This window comes from Novosphingobium sp. (assembly GCF_965228995.1).
GTDB lineage: Bacteria > Pseudomonadota > Alphaproteobacteria > Sphingomonadales > Sphingomonadaceae > Novosphingobium.
This window is the reverse complement of the sequence record NZ_OZ245852.1, coordinates 2,950,387-2,966,437: the sequence shown is the minus strand read 5'-3', so window position 1 is coordinate 2,966,437 and position 16,051 is coordinate 2,950,387. Positions and strand designations below refer to the sequence as shown.

17 protein-coding genes and 2 tRNA genes are annotated in these 16,051 nt (G+C 66.3%); 11 read left to right on the top strand and 8 right to left on the bottom strand.

The genetic code is table 11. From position 1 onward, the window contains the following. Position 1 precedes the first annotated feature (1 nt). Genes ACO056_RS13515 through ACO056_RS13505 form a run of 3 tightly spaced genes read right to left on the bottom strand, consistent with a single transcriptional unit; the run spans position 2 to position 4,057 of the window. Positions 2-553, bottom strand: a complete 552-nt coding sequence (locus tag ACO056_RS13515; protein WP_421847566.1) for a YcxB family protein — start codon at positions 551-553, stop codon at positions 2-4. Then, complete coding sequence (locus ACO056_RS13510; RefSeq protein WP_421847564.1) at positions 550-2,163, bottom strand: anthranilate synthase component I family protein; 1,614 nt, start codon at positions 2,161-2,163, stop codon at positions 550-552. Before ACO056_RS13510 ends, ACO056_RS13515 begins: the two co-directional genes overlap by 4 nt. Next, complete coding sequence (locus tag ACO056_RS13505; RefSeq protein ID WP_421847562.1) at positions 2,117-4,057, bottom strand: SurA N-terminal domain-containing protein; 1,941 nt, start codon at positions 4,055-4,057, stop codon at positions 2,117-2,119. Before ACO056_RS13505 ends, ACO056_RS13510 begins: the two co-directional genes overlap by 47 nt. Positions 4,058-4,322: 265 nt before the next feature. Here ACO056_RS13505 and tpiA point away from each other — a divergent pair, with 265 nt between their 5' ends. The 5 genes from tpiA to ACO056_RS13480 all read left to right on the top strand — a co-directional run bounded on the left by tpiA (position 4,323) and on the right by ACO056_RS13480 (position 9,526). Beyond that, positions 4,323-5,087: a triose-phosphate isomerase gene (tpiA, locus tag ACO056_RS13500; RefSeq protein ID WP_421847560.1), complete on the top strand. Its 765-nt coding sequence runs from the start codon at positions 4,323-4,325 to the stop codon at positions 5,085-5,087. Positions 5,088-5,187: 100 nt separating this feature from the next. Beyond that, positions 5,188-5,619, top strand: a complete 432-nt coding sequence (gene secG, locus ACO056_RS13495) for a preprotein translocase subunit SecG (RefSeq protein WP_421847558.1) — start codon at positions 5,188-5,190, stop codon at positions 5,617-5,619. 175 nt (positions 5,620-5,794) lie between these two features. Continuing rightward, entirely contained in the window at positions 5,795-7,426 is a 1,632-nt protein-coding gene (locus ACO056_RS13490) for a CTP synthase (protein ID WP_421847556.1), read from the top strand. A gap of 41 nt (positions 7,427-7,467) precedes the next feature. Next, entirely contained in the window at positions 7,468-8,151 is a 684-nt protein-coding gene (locus tag ACO056_RS13485) for a Crp/Fnr family transcriptional regulator (RefSeq protein ID WP_421847554.1), read from the top strand. A gap of 52 nt (positions 8,152-8,203) precedes the next feature. Beyond that, positions 8,204-9,526, top strand: coding sequence for an alpha-amylase family glycosyl hydrolase (locus tag ACO056_RS13480; protein ID WP_421847552.1), 1,323 nt, complete (start codon positions 8,204-8,206; stop codon positions 9,524-9,526). A 67-nt stretch (positions 9,527-9,593) separates the two neighbouring features. Here ACO056_RS13480 and ACO056_RS13475 read toward each other — a convergent pair whose 3' ends face one another. Beyond that, entirely contained in the window at positions 9,594-10,061 is a 468-nt protein-coding gene (locus ACO056_RS13475; RefSeq protein ID WP_421847550.1) for an Hsp20 family protein, read from the bottom strand. 144 nt (positions 10,062-10,205) lie between these two features. On the opposite strand from ACO056_RS13475, the gene grxC reads away from it, so the two are divergent. The 4 genes from grxC to ACO056_RS13455 all read left to right on the top strand — a co-directional run bounded on the left by grxC (position 10,206) and on the right by ACO056_RS13455 (position 11,944). Next, on the top strand, positions 10,206-10,484 hold the full coding sequence (gene grxC / locus ACO056_RS13470; RefSeq protein WP_421847548.1) for a glutaredoxin 3: 279 nt from the start codon (positions 10,206-10,208) through the stop codon (positions 10,482-10,484). After that, positions 10,481-11,332: a carbon-nitrogen hydrolase family protein gene (locus ACO056_RS13465; protein WP_421847546.1), complete on the top strand. Its 852-nt coding sequence runs from the start codon at positions 10,481-10,483 to the stop codon at positions 11,330-11,332. Before grxC ends, ACO056_RS13465 begins: the two co-directional genes overlap by 4 nt. Next, positions 11,329-11,808, top strand: a complete 480-nt coding sequence (locus ACO056_RS13460) for a DUF1178 family protein (protein ID WP_421847544.1) — start codon at positions 11,329-11,331, stop codon at positions 11,806-11,808. The genes ACO056_RS13465 and ACO056_RS13460 overlap by 4 nt, the downstream gene beginning before the upstream one ends. A 59-nt stretch (positions 11,809-11,867) precedes the next feature. Continuing rightward, positions 11,868-11,944 (top strand) — tRNA-Arg (locus tag ACO056_RS13455). 31 nt (positions 11,945-11,975) lie between these two features. On the opposite strand, the gene ACO056_RS13450 is transcribed toward ACO056_RS13455, so the two are convergent. Together ACO056_RS13450 and ACO056_RS13445 are read right to left on the bottom strand one after the other, a co-directional pair. Continuing rightward, positions 11,976-13,985 carry an acyltransferase family protein gene (locus tag ACO056_RS13450; RefSeq protein WP_421847542.1) on the bottom strand — a complete coding sequence of 670 codons (2,010 nt, stop codon included), beginning with the start codon at positions 13,983-13,985 and terminating at the stop codon, positions 11,976-11,978. Positions 13,986-14,094: 109 nt separating this feature from the next. Beyond that, a tRNA-Arg gene (locus ACO056_RS13445) sits at positions 14,095-14,171 on the bottom strand. Positions 14,172-14,230: 59 nt separating this feature from the next. Between ACO056_RS13445 and ACO056_RS13440 the strand changes: the two genes are divergently transcribed. Beyond that, positions 14,231-15,019, top strand: a complete 789-nt coding sequence (locus ACO056_RS13440) for a queuosine precursor transporter (protein ID WP_421847540.1) — start codon at positions 14,231-14,233, stop codon at positions 15,017-15,019. Next, positions 15,019-15,417, top strand: coding sequence for a DUF1761 domain-containing protein (locus tag ACO056_RS13435; RefSeq protein ID WP_421847538.1), 399 nt, complete (start codon positions 15,019-15,021; stop codon positions 15,415-15,417). The genes ACO056_RS13440 and ACO056_RS13435 overlap by 1 nt, the downstream gene beginning before the upstream one ends. A gap of 156 nt (positions 15,418-15,573) precedes the next feature. Here the strand turns inward: ACO056_RS13435 and ACO056_RS13430 are convergent, their stop codons facing one another. Together ACO056_RS13430 and ACO056_RS13425 are read right to left on the bottom strand one after the other, a co-directional pair. Beyond that, positions 15,574-15,798, bottom strand: a complete 225-nt coding sequence (locus ACO056_RS13430; protein WP_421847536.1) for a PspC domain-containing protein — start codon at positions 15,796-15,798, stop codon at positions 15,574-15,576. Then, on the bottom strand, positions 15,795-15,947 hold the full coding sequence (locus tag ACO056_RS13425; protein ID WP_421847534.1) for a hypothetical protein: 153 nt from the start codon (positions 15,945-15,947) through the stop codon (positions 15,795-15,797). The genes ACO056_RS13430 and ACO056_RS13425 overlap by 4 nt, the downstream gene beginning before the upstream one ends. Positions 15,948-16,051: the final 104 nt, after the last annotated feature.

Genomic DNA, 16,051 nt, shown 5'->3' with positions numbered 1-16,051 from the left:
CCTAACGGGTTGGCACTTCGGCGGCAACGAGGAGTGCGCGCAATTTTTCGCACACGCCGGGTTCGAGCTCGGACTTGCGGATTATGAAGAAGCTGCCGCGGGTCACCATCAGGATGATCACCCGGCTGTTTTCGAGCCTTCGCTGAAATTGCGGCCAGACGAGCGTGGTCGTGCTCACGGCATTGCTGGTATGCAGGCCAAGGCCGCTCGCCTCGAACTGCGTTTCAGGCGCCAAGCGCGCGGAGTCCTCGACAACCTTGCGTACGCGGCGGGGCGTCAACAGCACGGTCACCAGAATGAGGGCTGCTGCGACAAGCCCGGCCCATCCGGAAGCGGCGATCAGCTTGGCCGCGAGATGATCCGGATGCCAGCCGTAGTCCATGACATCAATGCCAAGGACGAGAGCGAAGTAGAAAAGCCACAGCACGAGAAACGTGATGCAGAGCCGACGCCAGATCCAGCGGTCCCGGATGATCAGGAAATAGGCGGAAGTCCAATCCTTGTTGTCCGGAGAGGACGTGAAACGAATCCGATCAAGGTCGGCCTCGCTCACTGCCCGAACCTCGGTTCACTCGCGACTCTCAGCGCCTCGCGCGCCGCCGCGAAGAGCGCGCCGGACTTGGCTTCGCATTCGCGCTGTTCGTATTCGGGGATGCTGTCAGCCACGATGCCCGCGCCCGCCTGAACATGGAGCACGCCGTCCTTGAGCACGCCGGTTCTGAGGACGATGCAGCTGTCGACCGAGCCGTCGGGCGCGAAATAGCCGACGCCGCCAGCGTAGGCGCCGCGGGTTTCGGGTTCGAGTTCGGCGATCACTTCGCAGGCACGCACCTTGGGGGCGCCGCTGACGGTGCCGGCGGGGAAGCCCGCGAACAGCGCATCGACCGAATCGGCCCGCGCGGTGTCGAGCTTGCCGACCACGTTCGAGACGATGTGCATGACGTGGCTGTAGCGCTCGATCGTGTAGCTCTCTGTGACCTTGACCGTGCCCGCGGCGGCGACGCGGCCGACATCGTTGCGGCCGAGATCGAGCAGCATGAGGTGTTCGGCGCGCTCCTTGGGGTCGGCGAGGAGGCTCTGCGCGTTGTCGCGGTCCTCGGCCTCGGTCTTGCCGCGCGGGCGGGTGCCGGCGATGGGGCGGATGGTCACTTCGCCGTCGCGGATACGCACGAGGATCTCCGGGCTCGAGCCGATGAGGGCGAAGCCGGGGAGATCGAGGAAGTAGAGGAAAGGCGAGGGGTTGATGCGCCTTAGCGAGCGGTAGAGCGCGGCAGGCGGCAGCGGGAAAGGCACGGTGAAGCGCTGGGCGAGCACGACCTGGAAGATATCGCCCGCCTCGATGTACTCCTTGGCGCGCAGGACCATGCGGGCGTAGTCCTCGGGCGACATGATGGCGGTGCGCTCGGCAGGCTCGGCCGCTTCGAGGCGTGGGTCGGCGGGTACGGGATCGGCCAGACGCGCGAGGGCAGCGTCGATCCGGTCGGCCGCGGCGGTGACGAGGCGTTCTGGCGAATCGGCTGACGGCCAGACGGGGGCGACGGCGATGAGTTCGTCCGACAGGCGGTCGAACACCAGGACGACGCTCGGGCGCACGAACAGCATGTCCGGCAGTTCCAGCGGGCTGGCGGGAGCGCGGGGGAGCTTCTCGACGAGGCCAATGGTTTCGTAGCCGAAGTAGCCGACGAGGCAGGCGAGCGACTTGGGCAGGCCCTCCGGCACATCGATGCGGCATTCGCCGACGAGGCTGCGCAGAGCGGGAAGCGCGGGTTCGGCCAGAGGGGCGAATGCCGCGCGGTCGGTCTGCCATTGGCGGTTGATGACGGCCTCGCTGCCCTCGGCGCGGAACACGAGATCGGGATCGAGCCCGAGCAGGCTGTAGCGCCCGCGCACTTCGCCGCCTTCGACGGATTCCAGAAGGAAATCGCCGCGACCGGGGACCATGAGCTTGAGCGCGGCGCCGACCGGGGTCTCGGTATCGGCGATCAGCTTGTGCCAGACGAGCGCGGGACGGCCTGCCGCGAGCGCGGCGCGCGCCTGCACGCCGCCATCGGGAAGCAGGCCAGCGATACCCGGCGCGAGCGTATCTGCCGCCAGTGCGTCCGGCGCCGTCACGGGCTTACTGGCCGCCGCCCAGCTGCGTGCGCAGCGCTGAAATGGCCGCATCGTTGCGCTTCACGCCGACAGCTTCGCGCACCGCAGCGCGCAGCTGATCGACATATTCGCGGCCCGTGAGCTGGCCAAGCTCAACCCGCGCGCGGGCGAGGAACGGATCGTCCGCCTTGACTTCGCCGGGGGTGACTTTGTCGAGCACGACCACGAGGAAGCCGGCCTTGCCTGGCGCTTCGAGCTTCTTGGCAGTGCCCTGCGCCATCTCGAACATCAGCTGGAGCGCGGCGGGGATCTTGGGCTGCATCGCGTTGAGCTGCTCGCGCGGCAGCTTCACCGGCTGCGCGGCAGGCACTGCAACGCCTAGCGACTTGATCGCCTCTGCCAGAGGGACTTTCTTTGCAAGGGCGGCCATGAGCTTGTCGGTGGCGACCTTGGCCGCGCCGTAGCCGCGCGAGGTCTGCAGGTCGGCGACGACCTTGTCCTTCACTTCGGCCAGCGGCGGCGGGGCGGCGGCGGTGATCTGGCCGACATCGAAGATGACGTAGCGTTCGCCTGCCTTGAGTTCGGCGACCTGCGGCTGGCCTTCGCGCTCCATGCCGAACGCGGCTTGCAGCAGCGGCGTGACATCGGCGTTGGGCTTGATGTCAGGACGGCCGGGGACAGCGCCGTTTGCCTCGAGCGGATCGGTGGTGATCACGGTGAGGCCAGCGCTCTTGGCGACGTCGGCGAGGCCGGTCCCGCTGCCGAAGGCTTCATCGAACTTCGCCGACAGATCGGCGAGTGCGGCCTTGCGCTTTTCTGCGGTGATCGCGGTGACGATTTCGCCGCGGGCTTGATCGAGCGACTTGCCCGGGTTCTGGATCACGCTGTCGAGCCGGATCACGTACCAGCCGAGCGCGCCCTTGGCAGGCGCGGCAAGGGCACCCTTGGTGGCCGTGAAAACCGCATCGGCGACTGCAAGCGAGCCTTCACTCTGGAGAGTGGCGCGGGTGGTGGCGGGAATCTTGCGAGCTGAAAGCCCCTTCGCGGCAGCAGCGGCCTCAATCGACTTGCCGCCCGCGATTTCGGCGGCCAGCGCCTTGGCGGCGGGTTCGGTCGGGACGATCACTTGCGTGAACGCGCGGGTTTCGGTGGGTGCGTAAGTGGCGGCATTGAGCTTGTAGCGCGTGGCCACTTCGGCATCGCTCGGCGCGGGGAGGTTCTTGATCGCGCTCTCGTCAAAGATCGCATAGCGGATCGTGCGGCGTTCCGGACGCAAGTAGCGCGCGCCGTTCGCCTTGTAGAAGCCGGCGATATCGGCATCGGACGGCGGTGTCTTGGGCGCAAAGGCGGCGGAAGGGATCAGCTGGACGGCGCCTTCGCGCGTTTCCTTGAGCACGGCGGCATAGCGCATGGCGATGCTTTGCGGCATCGAGGCGCCGACGCCGGCGGGGATCAGCACTTCCCGTGCGATCAGCCCCTTGGCGATATCATCCCGCAGCACGGCATCGGAAATGCCCTTCTGGCCGAGCAGCGCCTTGTAGGCGGCCTGGCTGAACTTGCCGTCCGCGCCCTGGAAGGCGGACATCTTGGCAATCTCGCTGTCAACCAGCCGGTTGCTCACGCCCATGCCGACCGCGCTCTGGCGCGCCCATTCCATCAGTGCGGTGCGATCGATCAGGCTGTCGACCACTTGCTCAAGCGCGCCTTGTGCGACGAAATCCTTCATCGTCACCGTCGGGCTTTCGGCGCGGGCGTTTTCGAGCGCGTTGCTCATCGCCTTCTGCACCTCAACGGTGCCGATATGCGCCGAGCCCACCGTCACGGCGCGATCGGCATTGGCCGCCCCGCCGAACTTGGAGCCGGAGATATCCGCACCCGCAAACGAGAGCGCGATGAGCCCGATGAACACCAGCGCGACGAGGGCGCCGATACGGGACTTGGTCAGGGAGCGGATTAAGCCGAGCATCGGGGCCTGTCGTTAGCAATGAGGTTTAGCAGCATCGGGAATGGATAGTATCCTTGGGGCGCATTAGGGGGCAAAGCGAATTCCCGCAATGGTCTGCGCGGATTGCCGATCGCTTGCCGGTAGGCTGCTCGCGCGGCCCGTCCGGCGGAAAGATACAGTGGCTTAACCACCAATTTTGCATTGTCGGCGCTTTGCAAACCCGCCAGCGGTTTGATAGCGGCCCCGGCATGAGAAGGAATCACCTAGTGGTAGTGTGCAAGGTCCTATGAGCCAGCGTCCTTACATCGTTGGCAACTGGAAGATGAACGGCAGCCGGGTCATGCTGGCCGAGGCGCGAGCGATCGACCGCGCGGCGCAGCGGTATCCCGATGTGGAGATCGCCCTCGCGCCGCCGTTCCCGTTGCTGGGGCCGCTGCGCGAGGCGGTGAGCGCCATCGGCGTGGGCGGGCAGGATTGCCACACCGCTGCCAAGGGCGCGCATACCGGTGACGTTTCGGCTGCCATGCTGGCCGATATCGGTGCCGATTTCGTGATCCTGGGCCACAGCGAACGGCGCCGCGACCACGGCGAGGACGATGCGCTGGTGCGCGCCAAGGCCGAAGCTGCGCTGGCGGCGGGTGTCAGCGTGATCATCTGCGTGGGCGAAACGCTGGAAGACCGCGATGCCGGCAAGGCCGAGGCGGTCGTTTCCCGGCAGGTCACGGGTTCGGTCCCGGCGGGCGAAAGCGGTGCTGCCGCCGCCGGGCGCATCGCGCTGGCCTATGAGCCGGTCTGGGCGATCGGCACTGGCCGCGTGGCCGCGGTGGAAGACGTGATCGCCATGCATGCCGCCGTGCGCACGCAGCTGGCCGCGATCTTCGGCGAGGAAGCAGACAAGGTCCGCATTCTCTATGGCGGTTCGGTCAACGGCGAAAACGCGGCCGGACTGCTGGCGGCGCCGGGAGTGGGCGGCGCACTGGTGGGCGGCGCGAGCCTGACGGCTGACGCGTTCCTGCCGATCGTGGCGGCGGCCTCGCAGCCCGAGGCCTGAGAGGGCCCGCGAACAGCTACGCAGCCGGATGCTGCCCTGCGCCCTTGCGCGCGGGGCCCATGCGCCCTAGATGCGCCTCATTCTTTTCAGGCAGATCGCGATGTCTCTCTTCATCTTCCTTACAGTCGTACAAGCGCTGGTGGCTGCCGCGCTCGTCGGCGTGATCCTTATCCAGAAGTCGGAAGGCGGCGGCCTCGGCGTTGGCGGCAGCCCGGCGGGCTTCATGTCGGCGCGCGGTGCGGCCGATTTCCTGACCCGTGCGACCACCGTGCTGGCCACTGCCTTCGTCGGCCTCAGCATCCTGCTGGCGGCGCTTGCGGTGGGCGCGACCTCGAACCGCGAGATCGATACGTCGCTGCAGCGCAATGCTCCCGCCGTGCCCGATCCGCTGGCGCCAGCGCAGGGTGTTCCTGCAGCCGGTCCGGCGCAGGCCCAGCCTGAACCGGCGGCCCCGGCTCCGTCCGCGCCCGCCAAGAGCGCGCCGGCCAAGGGCGCTGCGGCCGATCCGCTGGCCGGGGGCGCCAAGCAGTAAGCCTGAACGCCGGATTTTTCCGGCACCATATTCTTCCGGTGTTCCTGCCCGCCTCCAGGCGGACGGGAACGCCTGTTCGTTTTTCGCCCGCTCGTTTGCGACTGTGGATTGCCAGCCGGAATCCGGCGGTGAGCGCTTGCGCATGCAGAGCATCTGACGGTAAGGCCCACCTCCCATGGCGCGGTTCATTTTCATCACCGGCGGCGTGGTTTCCTCGCTTGGCAAAGGCCTCATGGCAGCGAGCCTTGCGGCCCTGCTGCAGGCACGTGGCTTCCGCGTGAGGATCCGCAAGTTCGACCCCTATCTCAACGTCGATCCGGGCACGATGAGCCCCTACCAGCACGGCGAGGTCTTCGTGACCGACGACGGCGCGGAGACGGATCTCGACCTCGGGCACTACGAGCGCTTCACCGGGGTTTCGGCGCGGCAATCGGATAACATCACTTCGGGCCGCATCTACCGCGACATCATCGCCAAGGAGCGCCGCGGCGATTACCTCGGCGCGACGGTTCAGGTGATCCCGCACGTGACCGATGCGATCAAGACCTTCGCCCGGGACGAGACCGACGATCTCGACTTCGTGCTCTGCGAGATCGGCGGCACGGTGGGCGATATCGAAAGCTTGCCGTTCATCGAGGCGATCCGCCAGATGCGCAACGAACTGGGGCGCGAGGCGACCTGCTTCGTCCACGTGACGCTGGTGCCCTATATCGCTGCGGCGGGCGAACTGAAGACCAAGCCGACCCAGCATTCGGTGCGCGAACTGACCGGGCTTGGCATCCAGCCTGACATCCTGCTCTGCCGCTGCGAGAAACCGCTGCCGGAGAACGAGCGCGCCAAGATCGCGCTGTTCTGCAACGTGCGCAAGGAGGCGGTGATCCCCGCGCTCGATGCGCAAAGCATCTATTCTGTGCCGCTGCAGTACCACGGCGAGGGGCTCGATTCGGAAGTCCTGCGCCACTTCGGGCTTTCGACCCCGAGCCCCGATCTTTCGCGCTGGACCGATATCGTCGACCGCCATCAGAACCCGGAAGGCGAAGTCACGATCGGTGTCGTGGGCAAATATGTCGGCCTGCAGGATGCCTACAAATCGCTGAACGAGGCGCTGGTCCACGGCGGGATGGCCAACCGCGTGAAAGTCAATATCCGCTGGATCGACGCCGAGATCTTCGAGAAGGGCGATGACGAGATCGCGGCGCATCTCGAGCCGATGCACGGCATTCTGGTGCCCGGCGGGTTCGGTGAGCGCGGTACCGAAGGCAAGATCGCCAGCGTGCGCTTTGCGCGCGAGCGCGGCGTGCCGTTTTTCGGCATCTGCCTCGGCATGCAGATGGCCTGCATCGAGGGCGCGCGCAATCTGGCCGGGATTTCGGGCGCGAGCTCGACCGAGTTCGGTCCGTCCGAAGAGCCGGTGGTGGGCATCATCACCGAGTGGATGACGCCTGAGGGGCTGGAGACGCGCGCGGCGGGCGGCGATCTGGGCGGCACGATGCGGCTCGGCGCCTATGAGGCGCAGCTTTCGGGCAACAGCCATGTCGCGCAGATCTACGACTCCGGCGCGATCAGCGAGCGGCACCGCCACCGCTACGAAGTCAACGTTGCCTACCGCGAGCGGCTGGAGAATGGCGGACTGGTCTTTTCCGGCATGTCGCCCGATGGCCTGCTGCCGGAAATCGTCGAGCGGCCGGACCATCCGTGGTTCATCGGGGTGCAGTTCCACCCCGAGCTCAAGAGCCGGCCGTTCGAGCCGCATCCGCTGTTCAAGAGCTTTATCACCGCCGCGGTGAAACAGGCCAGATTGGTCTAGCTGCCTCGTCTGATCAGCCGGGCAGGGAAGGGGGATTTCGCATGGATGCCGCCACACTTGCCCAGACATTGACGGCGCCCAGCCTCCTCGCCGGGTGTGCGCCCGAGGAGCTTGCGGATATCGCCGCGCGCGGCGCAGTGCGCACATTCAAGCCGGGCAGCGCGATTATCCTCCAGGGCGACCCCGGCGATACGCTGTGGATCATGCTCAAGGGGCTTGCCCGCGTGAGCATGGTGGCGGCAAACGGGCGCGAGATCGTGCTCGATTATGCCGAGCCCGGTTCGGTGCTGGGCGAAATCGCTTTCCTCGATGGCGGGGAGCGGACGGCCAGCGTCGAGGCGATCGAGCCGGTCGAGGCGTTGGGGCTGACGCGGGCGGCGTTCACCGAGATCGTCGGCAAGCATCAGGGCCTTGCGCTTCGGCTGCTGCAGGCGATGGCGCGGCGGCTGCGGCAGAACAACACGGTGATCGAGGCGGACCGCGCCTATACTTCGGGCCCGCGCCTTGCGCGCTTCCTGCTGCGGCTGATGATGGGCGGCGAAGAGGAAACGCGGCTCAAGATCGCGCTCAGTCAGGGCGAACTGGGCAACTTTGCCGGCATGTCGCGCGAGCAGATCAACCGCCAGCTGTCGGCCTGGGCAGAAGGCGGGATTGTTGCGCTCAAGGGCGGGCGGGTGACGGTGCTCGACCGCGAGGCGCTCGTCGATATTGCCGAGGCCTGGTAGCGTATACGAATACCATCTGGCCTCGCGCAGGCGGCGCTGTAACCAAGGCGGCATGATCCGCCATCTCACGCTCGCCGCGCTGCTTGCGCTTCCTACGCTGGCCCATGCAGCGCAGCCCTTGCCGATCACCGAGGGGGTCAGCCAGGTTCGCCATCCTGCCTGGTCGAAGCGCGCGACGATCTACGAGGTCAATATCCGGCAATACACGCCCGAGGGCACATTCCGTGCCTTCGAGAAGCACCTGCCGCGCCTGCGCCGTATGGGGGTCGATGTATTGTGGATCATGCCGGTCAATCCCATCGCCAAGAAGGAACGCAAGGGTTCGCTCGGTAGCTACTATGCGGTGAGCGACTACCTCGCGGTGAACCCCGAGTACGGCGACATGGCCGATTTCAAGCATCTGGTGGCGCAGGCGCACCGGCAGGGCTTCAAGGTGATCCTCGACTGGGTGGCGAACCACACCGGGTGGGACCATGTCTGGACCCGTGAACATCCGGATTGGTACAAGCGTGGTGCCGCGGGCGAGCTTGAGGGCTATCACTACCGCGATCTCAGCGATGGCCATGAGGAAGTCTGGGCCGATGTGATCGGGCTCGACTACAGCAAGCAGGCGGTGCGGGACGGCATGATCGCGGCGATGAAGTTCTGGCTCAAGGAAACCGGGATCGATGGCTTCCGCTGCGATGTCGCATGGACGCTGCCGGTGGAATTCTGGGATCAGGCGCGGGCCGAGCTCGATGCGGTGAAGCCGGTGTTCATGCTGGCCGAGGCCGATACGCCGGAGATGCAGGCCCGCGCTTTCGACATGACGTATGACTGGAAGCTCTATCATCTCCTGATCGACGTGGCGAAAGGCAAGGCGGACGCGCGCGATCTGGCCAAGCTCTACACCGCGCCGCCGCGCCGCTATCCGGCGGGCGCGATGCGGATGACTTTCACCAGCGATCACGACGAGAACTCGTGGAACGGCACCGACAAGGAGCTTTATGGCGACGGCGCCGATGCGATGGCGGTGCTCGCCGCAACGCTGCCGGGGATGCCACTCGTCTACAGCGGGCAGGAAGACGGCCTCAACAAGCGGCTGAAGTTCTTCGACAAGGATACGATCGCGTGGGGCAAGTATCCCCGCGCCGGGCACTACCGCTCGCTGCTGGCGCTGAAACACGCGCATCCGGCGCTGGCGAACACGATGGAGCCGGGCAATCTCGAACTGATCGACACGGGCAATCCCAAGGTCTTCGCGTTCCGCCGGATCAAGGGCCGGGACCGGGTGCGGGTCGAGGTCAATGTCTCTCCCGAGGCGCAGGCTTATGCGCTGGGCGGCAAGCCGCGCACACTGGCACCGTGGCGCTGGGCGATTTCGGCGGCGCCCTGATGCGAAAAGGGATGCGAAAAGGGGCGGCCCTTTGCAGGACCGCCCCTCTCGCTGGAGAACCGGAAGATCAGGCTGCGGCGCTGGTATCGCCCTCGACCACGGTGAGCGGCTTGGCGTTGGTGCCGCCGATCAACACCTTCTTGGGCTTCATCGCCTCGGGCACTTCGCGCACGAGATCGATGGTGAGGAGCCCGTCGGCGAGATCAGCAGTCTCGACACGGACGAAATCGGCGAGCTCGAACCGGCGCTCGAACGCGCGGTTGGCGATGCCGACGTGGAGGAAGTGGCCGTCCTGCGCTTCGGTGCGCTGGCCCTTGATCACCAGCAGGTTCTGCTGCGCAGTGATATCGAGATCCTGCGACTTGAACCCGGCGACGGCGAGCGTGATGCGGTAGTTGTCTTCCCCGCGGCGTTCGATGTTGAACGGGGGGTAGTTGTCGCCGGCGTTGGCGCGGGCCTGGCGTTCGAGCAAGTCGAACAGGCGGTCAAAACCCACGGTCGAGCGGCGATAGGGGGTGAAATCGAAACGTTCCATGTGAGCAATCCTCGTGTTTGAGCAATTTGCACGGTGACAGGGCCCGAAATGGCACCCTGCCGGTTGATCCGGTCACGCCCGACTTGCGGCGCATGACACGAACAACCATGTGTGTTAGCGATTTTGCGTTTTCAAGAGGTACCCATGAGCGATCCTGCCAACCCATCCGCCACGGTCGAAATCTATACCAAGTGGGGCTGCCCCTATTGCAGCCGCGCGCTGGCGCTGCTTGGCCGCAAGGGTGCGAATGTCACCGAATATGACATCACCTTTGGCGGCGAGAAGCGCACCGAAATGCTGGCGCGCGCGCCGGGCGCGATGACGGTGCCGCAGATCTTCATCAACGGCCAGCTTGTCGGCGGTTCGGACGATCTTGCCGCGCTCGAAGCGGCGGGCAAGCTTGATCCCATGCTCGCGGCATGAGCGCTGATCTGCGGCGCATTGCGCTGCTGCAGATGACGACGGGGATCGACCCGGCCGCAAATGCCGCCGCTATGGCCCGCGCCGCGCTGGGTGCCGCGGAGGAAGGCGCAGTCATGCTGTTCACGCCCGAGATGTCGGGCCTGCTTGACCGGGACCGGGCGCGCGGAGGCCGTCATGTCGTGCCCGAAGGGGAAAGCCCGGTGCTTGCCGAGGTCCGCAATGCAGCTGCCAAGGCGGGCATCTGGGTGCATATCGGCAGCCTTGCGGTGAAGGCGGAAGGCACGCGCTGGGCCAACCGGGCCTTCGTGATCACACCGACTGGTGAAATCGCCGCGCGCTACGACAAGATCCACATGTTCGACGTTGATCTTGCGACGGGTGAGACCTGGCGCGAATCCGCTGCCTATCAGCCCGGCGAGGCGGCGGTGACGGTGGAAAATACGCCGCTGGGCCGGCTTGGCCTTGCGATCTGCTACGATATCCGCTTCCCCGCGCTGTTCGAGGAGCTGGGGCGGCGAGGCTGCGACGCCATTGCCATTCCGGCGGCGTTCACGGTGCCGACGGGGCGCGCGCACTGGCACCTGATGCAGCGGGCGCGAGCGGTTGAAGCCAGCGCATTCGTCATTTCCGCCGCCCAGGTCGGCCGGCACGAGGACGGGCGCGAGACGTATGGGCACAGCCTGGTGGTCGACCCCTGGGGCGATGTAGTGCTCGACATGGGCGAGCAGGCCGCGCGCGAGGGCGTGCTGGGCTTTGCCGGGATCGATCTTGCCCGAATTGCCGAGGTGCGCGCGCAGGTGCCCAGTCTTGCCAACCGGCGGCCGATCCCTACATCGGCAAGACCATGATTGTATTCGATCTTGAATGCCGCGCGGGCGGCCACCGGTTTGAAGGGTGGTTCGCCAGTTCGGAAGATTTTGCCGACCAGCAGGCCCGGGGGCTCGTAACGTGCCCGTCCTGCGGCGCGCCCGAAGTGGACAAGGCTCTTTCTGCCCCGCGCCTGACGCGCAAGGGCAATCAGCTTCCGGTCGCCGTGCCGGCGCCGCGCCAGGATGCCCCGCAACCAGTGGCGAACGGGCCGCTGCCGCCCGAAGCGGTCGCCATGCTCAAGGCGGTCGCGGCGGTGCAGAGCGAGATGCTCAAGTCTTCCACCTGGGTCGGCGAAAACTTCGCCGAGGACGCGCGCGCGATGCACTACGGCGAGAAGGATCCCGCGATGATCCACGGCCGCGCGAGCCCCACCGAAGTGCAGAGCCTGATCGAGGAAGGCGTACCCGTCGCGCCGGTGATCGTGCCGGTTGTCCCGCCCGGCGAGGTCAACTGAAGCTCTGCCGCCGGGGGCGATTGCCAGACGCTGAGCCGCCGCTTAAAGGGCAAGGCGAGGCGCCCGTAGCTCAGCAGGATAGAGCACCAGATTCCTAATCTGGGGGCCACAGGTTCGAATCCTGTCGGGCGCACCAGTTCCGCAAATCATGATCTGGCGGTCCGCGCCTACTGCAGCAGCAGGCTGGCGAAGTGCCTCGAGAGGATCCGCGCGCCTGCGGGGCTGAGGTGATCGTCGTCGTGGTAGAGCGGCATCGGCCCGTCCGCCGTCAGGCAGCGTCCGGTGGAGGCGCTGCAGAAGAGCTTGTCGGGATAGATCACCGGCGCGCCGCTTTTTGCGCTCACATCGCCGAGCATTTTCAGCGCGCGGGCCTGCCGTGCGCGGAACCGGGCGTAGCTGGTGGTGGGGGAGGCGGGGTGCCCGAGCAGCTCGGTCTTCCACATATATTCCGGCACGCTCCAGCCCACTTCCGGGACAGGGCCTACGATCACGACCTGTTTGCCCGCCTTTCGGAGGCGTTCGACCATCGCGACAAGGCCCTCGCCGAACTCAGCCGCCTGACGGTCATCAAGCGCGGGCAGACCGTAGTTGAAGGAGGGCTCCACGCCGCCCTCCCCATTATCGAAGGCGTGGAGTTCGAGATGGCGGGCCCAGCGCGCCATGAGGATGACCTTGTGGACCGAGGCGAGCCCCGCAATCCGGCGTGAAGCGACGTCCATGAAGTGCGTGCATTCGGCTTCGCGCTTGCCGAAGGTGCGCCCGAGGATCGGGGGACAACCCGCGCGCCACAAGGTGAGGACGCCGGTGCCGCCCTGGGCAGCCAGCGGCGTCAGCCCTTCGGATAGCGCATAGCCGTGGGAATCGCCGAGGATCACGATCTTTGGCGGCCAATGCGCGGTATCGGTGCAGCGCGGATTGGCCTCCTCGTCGCTCTGGCAGCGTTCCCGCCGCAGCCGGGTTTCGACTGACATCGTCATTAGCGCGCGTGTGCGGGCCGAGAAGCGATCGGGCCAGCCATCGGTGCGCCAGATGATGAGCCCGGCGGCGATGAGCGCGGCGGCGACTATGGCAATTCCGGCGCCGGCCTGCCGGTCGGTCAGCTGGTCGCGCCGCCGTAGCGGTTGCTCGATGAAGCGCCAGCTGGCCCAGGAAACAGCGACGACGGCTGCGGTGATCGCAAGATAGTGCGCCGGGGAAAGCGCATTCACGCTGATCGCTCGGGCGAAGGCGAAGGCGGGCTGGTGCCATAGGTAGAGGCTGTAGGAAATCAGGCCGACGAAGACCATCGGCGGCGACGAGAGCAGGCGGGCCGCCCCATCGGCTGGCCGGAGCAGGGCGATCAGGGCTGCGGCACTGAAGCAGGGCAGCAGGGCTCCGGGCCAGGGAAACCAGTCACTTTCGCCCGGGATCAGGAAGGCCGCCAAGAGCCCGGCCAGGCTGAGCCAGATGGCCGGGCGGGCGAGCGGGCCGGTGGGTACAGGACTGCCGCCGCGCCGTTCGCGCATGGTTACGGCGCCGCCGAGCATGAGTTCCCATGCCCGCGGCGGCAGGTAGTAGAAGGCGACCTCGGGCTTGTAGTGCATCAGCACGGCGGCAAGGGTGAGCGAGAGGACCAGCCCGAGCGCGAAAACGAAGGGAAACGCACGGGGGCGGAACCGGAGGATTGCCAGCAGCGCAGCGGGATAGAGCAAGTAGAACTGCTCCTCCACCGCGAGCGACCACATGTGGATCAAGGGATTTTCCCGCGAATCGAGCGCGAAATAGCCGCCCGGTTGATAGCGCAGGTAGAAATTGGACACCGGCAGCACTGCGGCGATCAGGGCCTTGCCGAATTGCGCAAACTGGTCCGGCGGGAGGACCAGCACGGCGGCGATGCTGCTTGCGGTGAGGACCGCGAGAAGCGCCGGCACGATGCGGCGAAGGCGGCGCAGCCAGAACCGGGCGAACGAGAAGTTGCCCCGGTCCACGTCTGCCATGATCCTGCCGGTGATAAGATATCCGCTGATCACGAAGAATACATCGACCCCCGCGAGGCCGCCCGGAAGCAGCGCGGCATCGATATGATAGAGGATGACCGCGGCGACCGCGAGCGCGCGCAGGCCGTCAATTTCCGGGCGGTAGGAGGTGGCGCTTCGTTCGCCCGCGCCGTCTGCTTTCAGCCGCTGTGCCGCCTGCATGCGCTGGAAAACCGCTAATGCAGGCTGGAGGCGGTGGACAAGCGCATAGCTGCGTTGGTCACCCGTTCCGCCGTTACCGTCAAGTCGGCAACGCGGAATGGCGAGGTTTTGGCGCGCCCTGCAGGATTCGAACCTGCGGCCACCGGCTTAGAAGGCTGGTGCTCTATCCAGCTGAGCTAAGGGCGCGTCGCGGTGCCTCATAAGGCCGCTTTGCGCGCCGTGCAAACCGCGATAGCTAGGGCGACATGAACACGCATCATATCCCCCGCATCGAGGGCAGCGCCGGGGCGCGCCGTCACTTCCGCTATTTCGATTTTCTGATGGCGGCCTTCGTCGCGATCCTGCTGCTGTCGAACCTGATCGGCGCGGCCAAGCTGACCACGGTGTGGGGCTATACCTTCGGCGCGGGCATCCTGTTTTTCCCGGTTTCCTACGTGCTGGGCGACGTGCTGACCGAAGTCTACGGTTATGCCAACGCACGGCGCTGCGTGTGGGTGGGCTTTTTCGCGCTGCTGTTCATGGCCTTCATGAGCTTCGTGGTGGTCGCCATGCCGCCTTCGGCCGGCTGGGGCTGCGCATCGAGCGGGGATCCGCGCTTTGCCGAGATCGTGGCCAAGACTTCTGCCGGGGCGGTGTGCCAGACAACGTACGATTCGGTGTTCGGCAGCACGTGGCGCATCGTGATCGCATCGGTCACTGCGTTCTGGGCGGGCGAGTTCGTCAATTCCTTCGTGCTTGCGCGGATGAAAGTGTGGACTGGGGGCAAGTATCTGTTCACCCGCACCTGGGGTTCGACGATCTTCGGGCAGGCGGTGGACAGCGTGCTGTTCTACCCGATCGCCTTCCTTGGTACCTGGACTACGACGGACGTGATCCACGTGATGTGGACCAACTGGGCGCTCAAGGTGCTGTGGGAAATCGTGCTGACGCCGGTGACTTATGCGGTCGTCGGCTTCCTCAAGCGGCAGGAAGGCGTCGACGTGTTCGATACCGACATCGATTTCTCGCCCTTTGCGAGCGCTGAAGAGGCCTGATGATCTACATCGTCCTCAATGGCGGCGCGATCCTGGCGGCGACGCTGGCCGGGCTGGTGCTGGGGACGCTGTATCAGGCGCTGGCGGACCGCCGGCAGATCGCGAGCCGGGGCTGGGCAGGGAGCCTTGCCTTCGCATTTGTGGCCGAGGCCTGGCTCTGCGCGATTCTGGCGGGCGCCCTGATCCTCGCGCCACCAAAGGGCGGGGTGTGGACGATGACCATCGGCAGCGCGGTGGTTATATGGCTGGGCTTTGTCGTGCCGAGCCTTGCCGCATCCTATCGCATGCGGGCGATTGCGGGGCGGACGGCGCTGATCGATTGCGGGTACTGGCTGGTGGTGATGCTGGCGCAGGCCGTGGTGCTGCGCCTGATCGGGCTGGTGCCGCCGCCGGTCTGACTTTGGTGCTCCCCATCCTGGCGAAGCCCAAATGGGGAGGTGCCGGAGCGAAGTGAAGGCGGAGGGGCTCCTTCGCTTGTACCCCTCCGACCCGCCTTTGGCGGGCCACCTCCCCATTTGTCCTGCGGAAGAATGGGGAGGATCTGGTGGCGCGGCTCAATCGGCGATCAGGCCGATGGCGAGGTAGATCAGGATCAGCGAGCCGAAACCGACCAGCGTGCCGATCACCCAGGCGACGCGCACCAGCGTGACATCGAGGCCGAAGTAGTCGGCGATCCCGGCGCTGACGCCCATGATCTTGCCGCGCTGCTTGTTGAGACGGAAGCCCCGGGCGGGGGCGGGCGAGTGGACCCCGTGGTCCTCGAAGCGCAGGTCGCTCATGCGCTGTACACCGAGCTGACAATGGCGGGAGCGGTGTGGAGCGGGCTCTGCGCAGGGGCGTTCACGGTGCCGCCGACGAGGGCGAGGGTGAGCGCGAAGGCGGCAGCGGCGCTGAAGATCGGGGCGGTGAAAGTGCGGATCGTGGTCATGTCTTGGTCCTTTCGTGGGTTCTAACTTGGCGCCGTCCAGTCCGTCCGGCGTATGCCAAGAGCGTTGCATGGGGCGTGCCAATTTCGCAGAATGGCGCAATTCT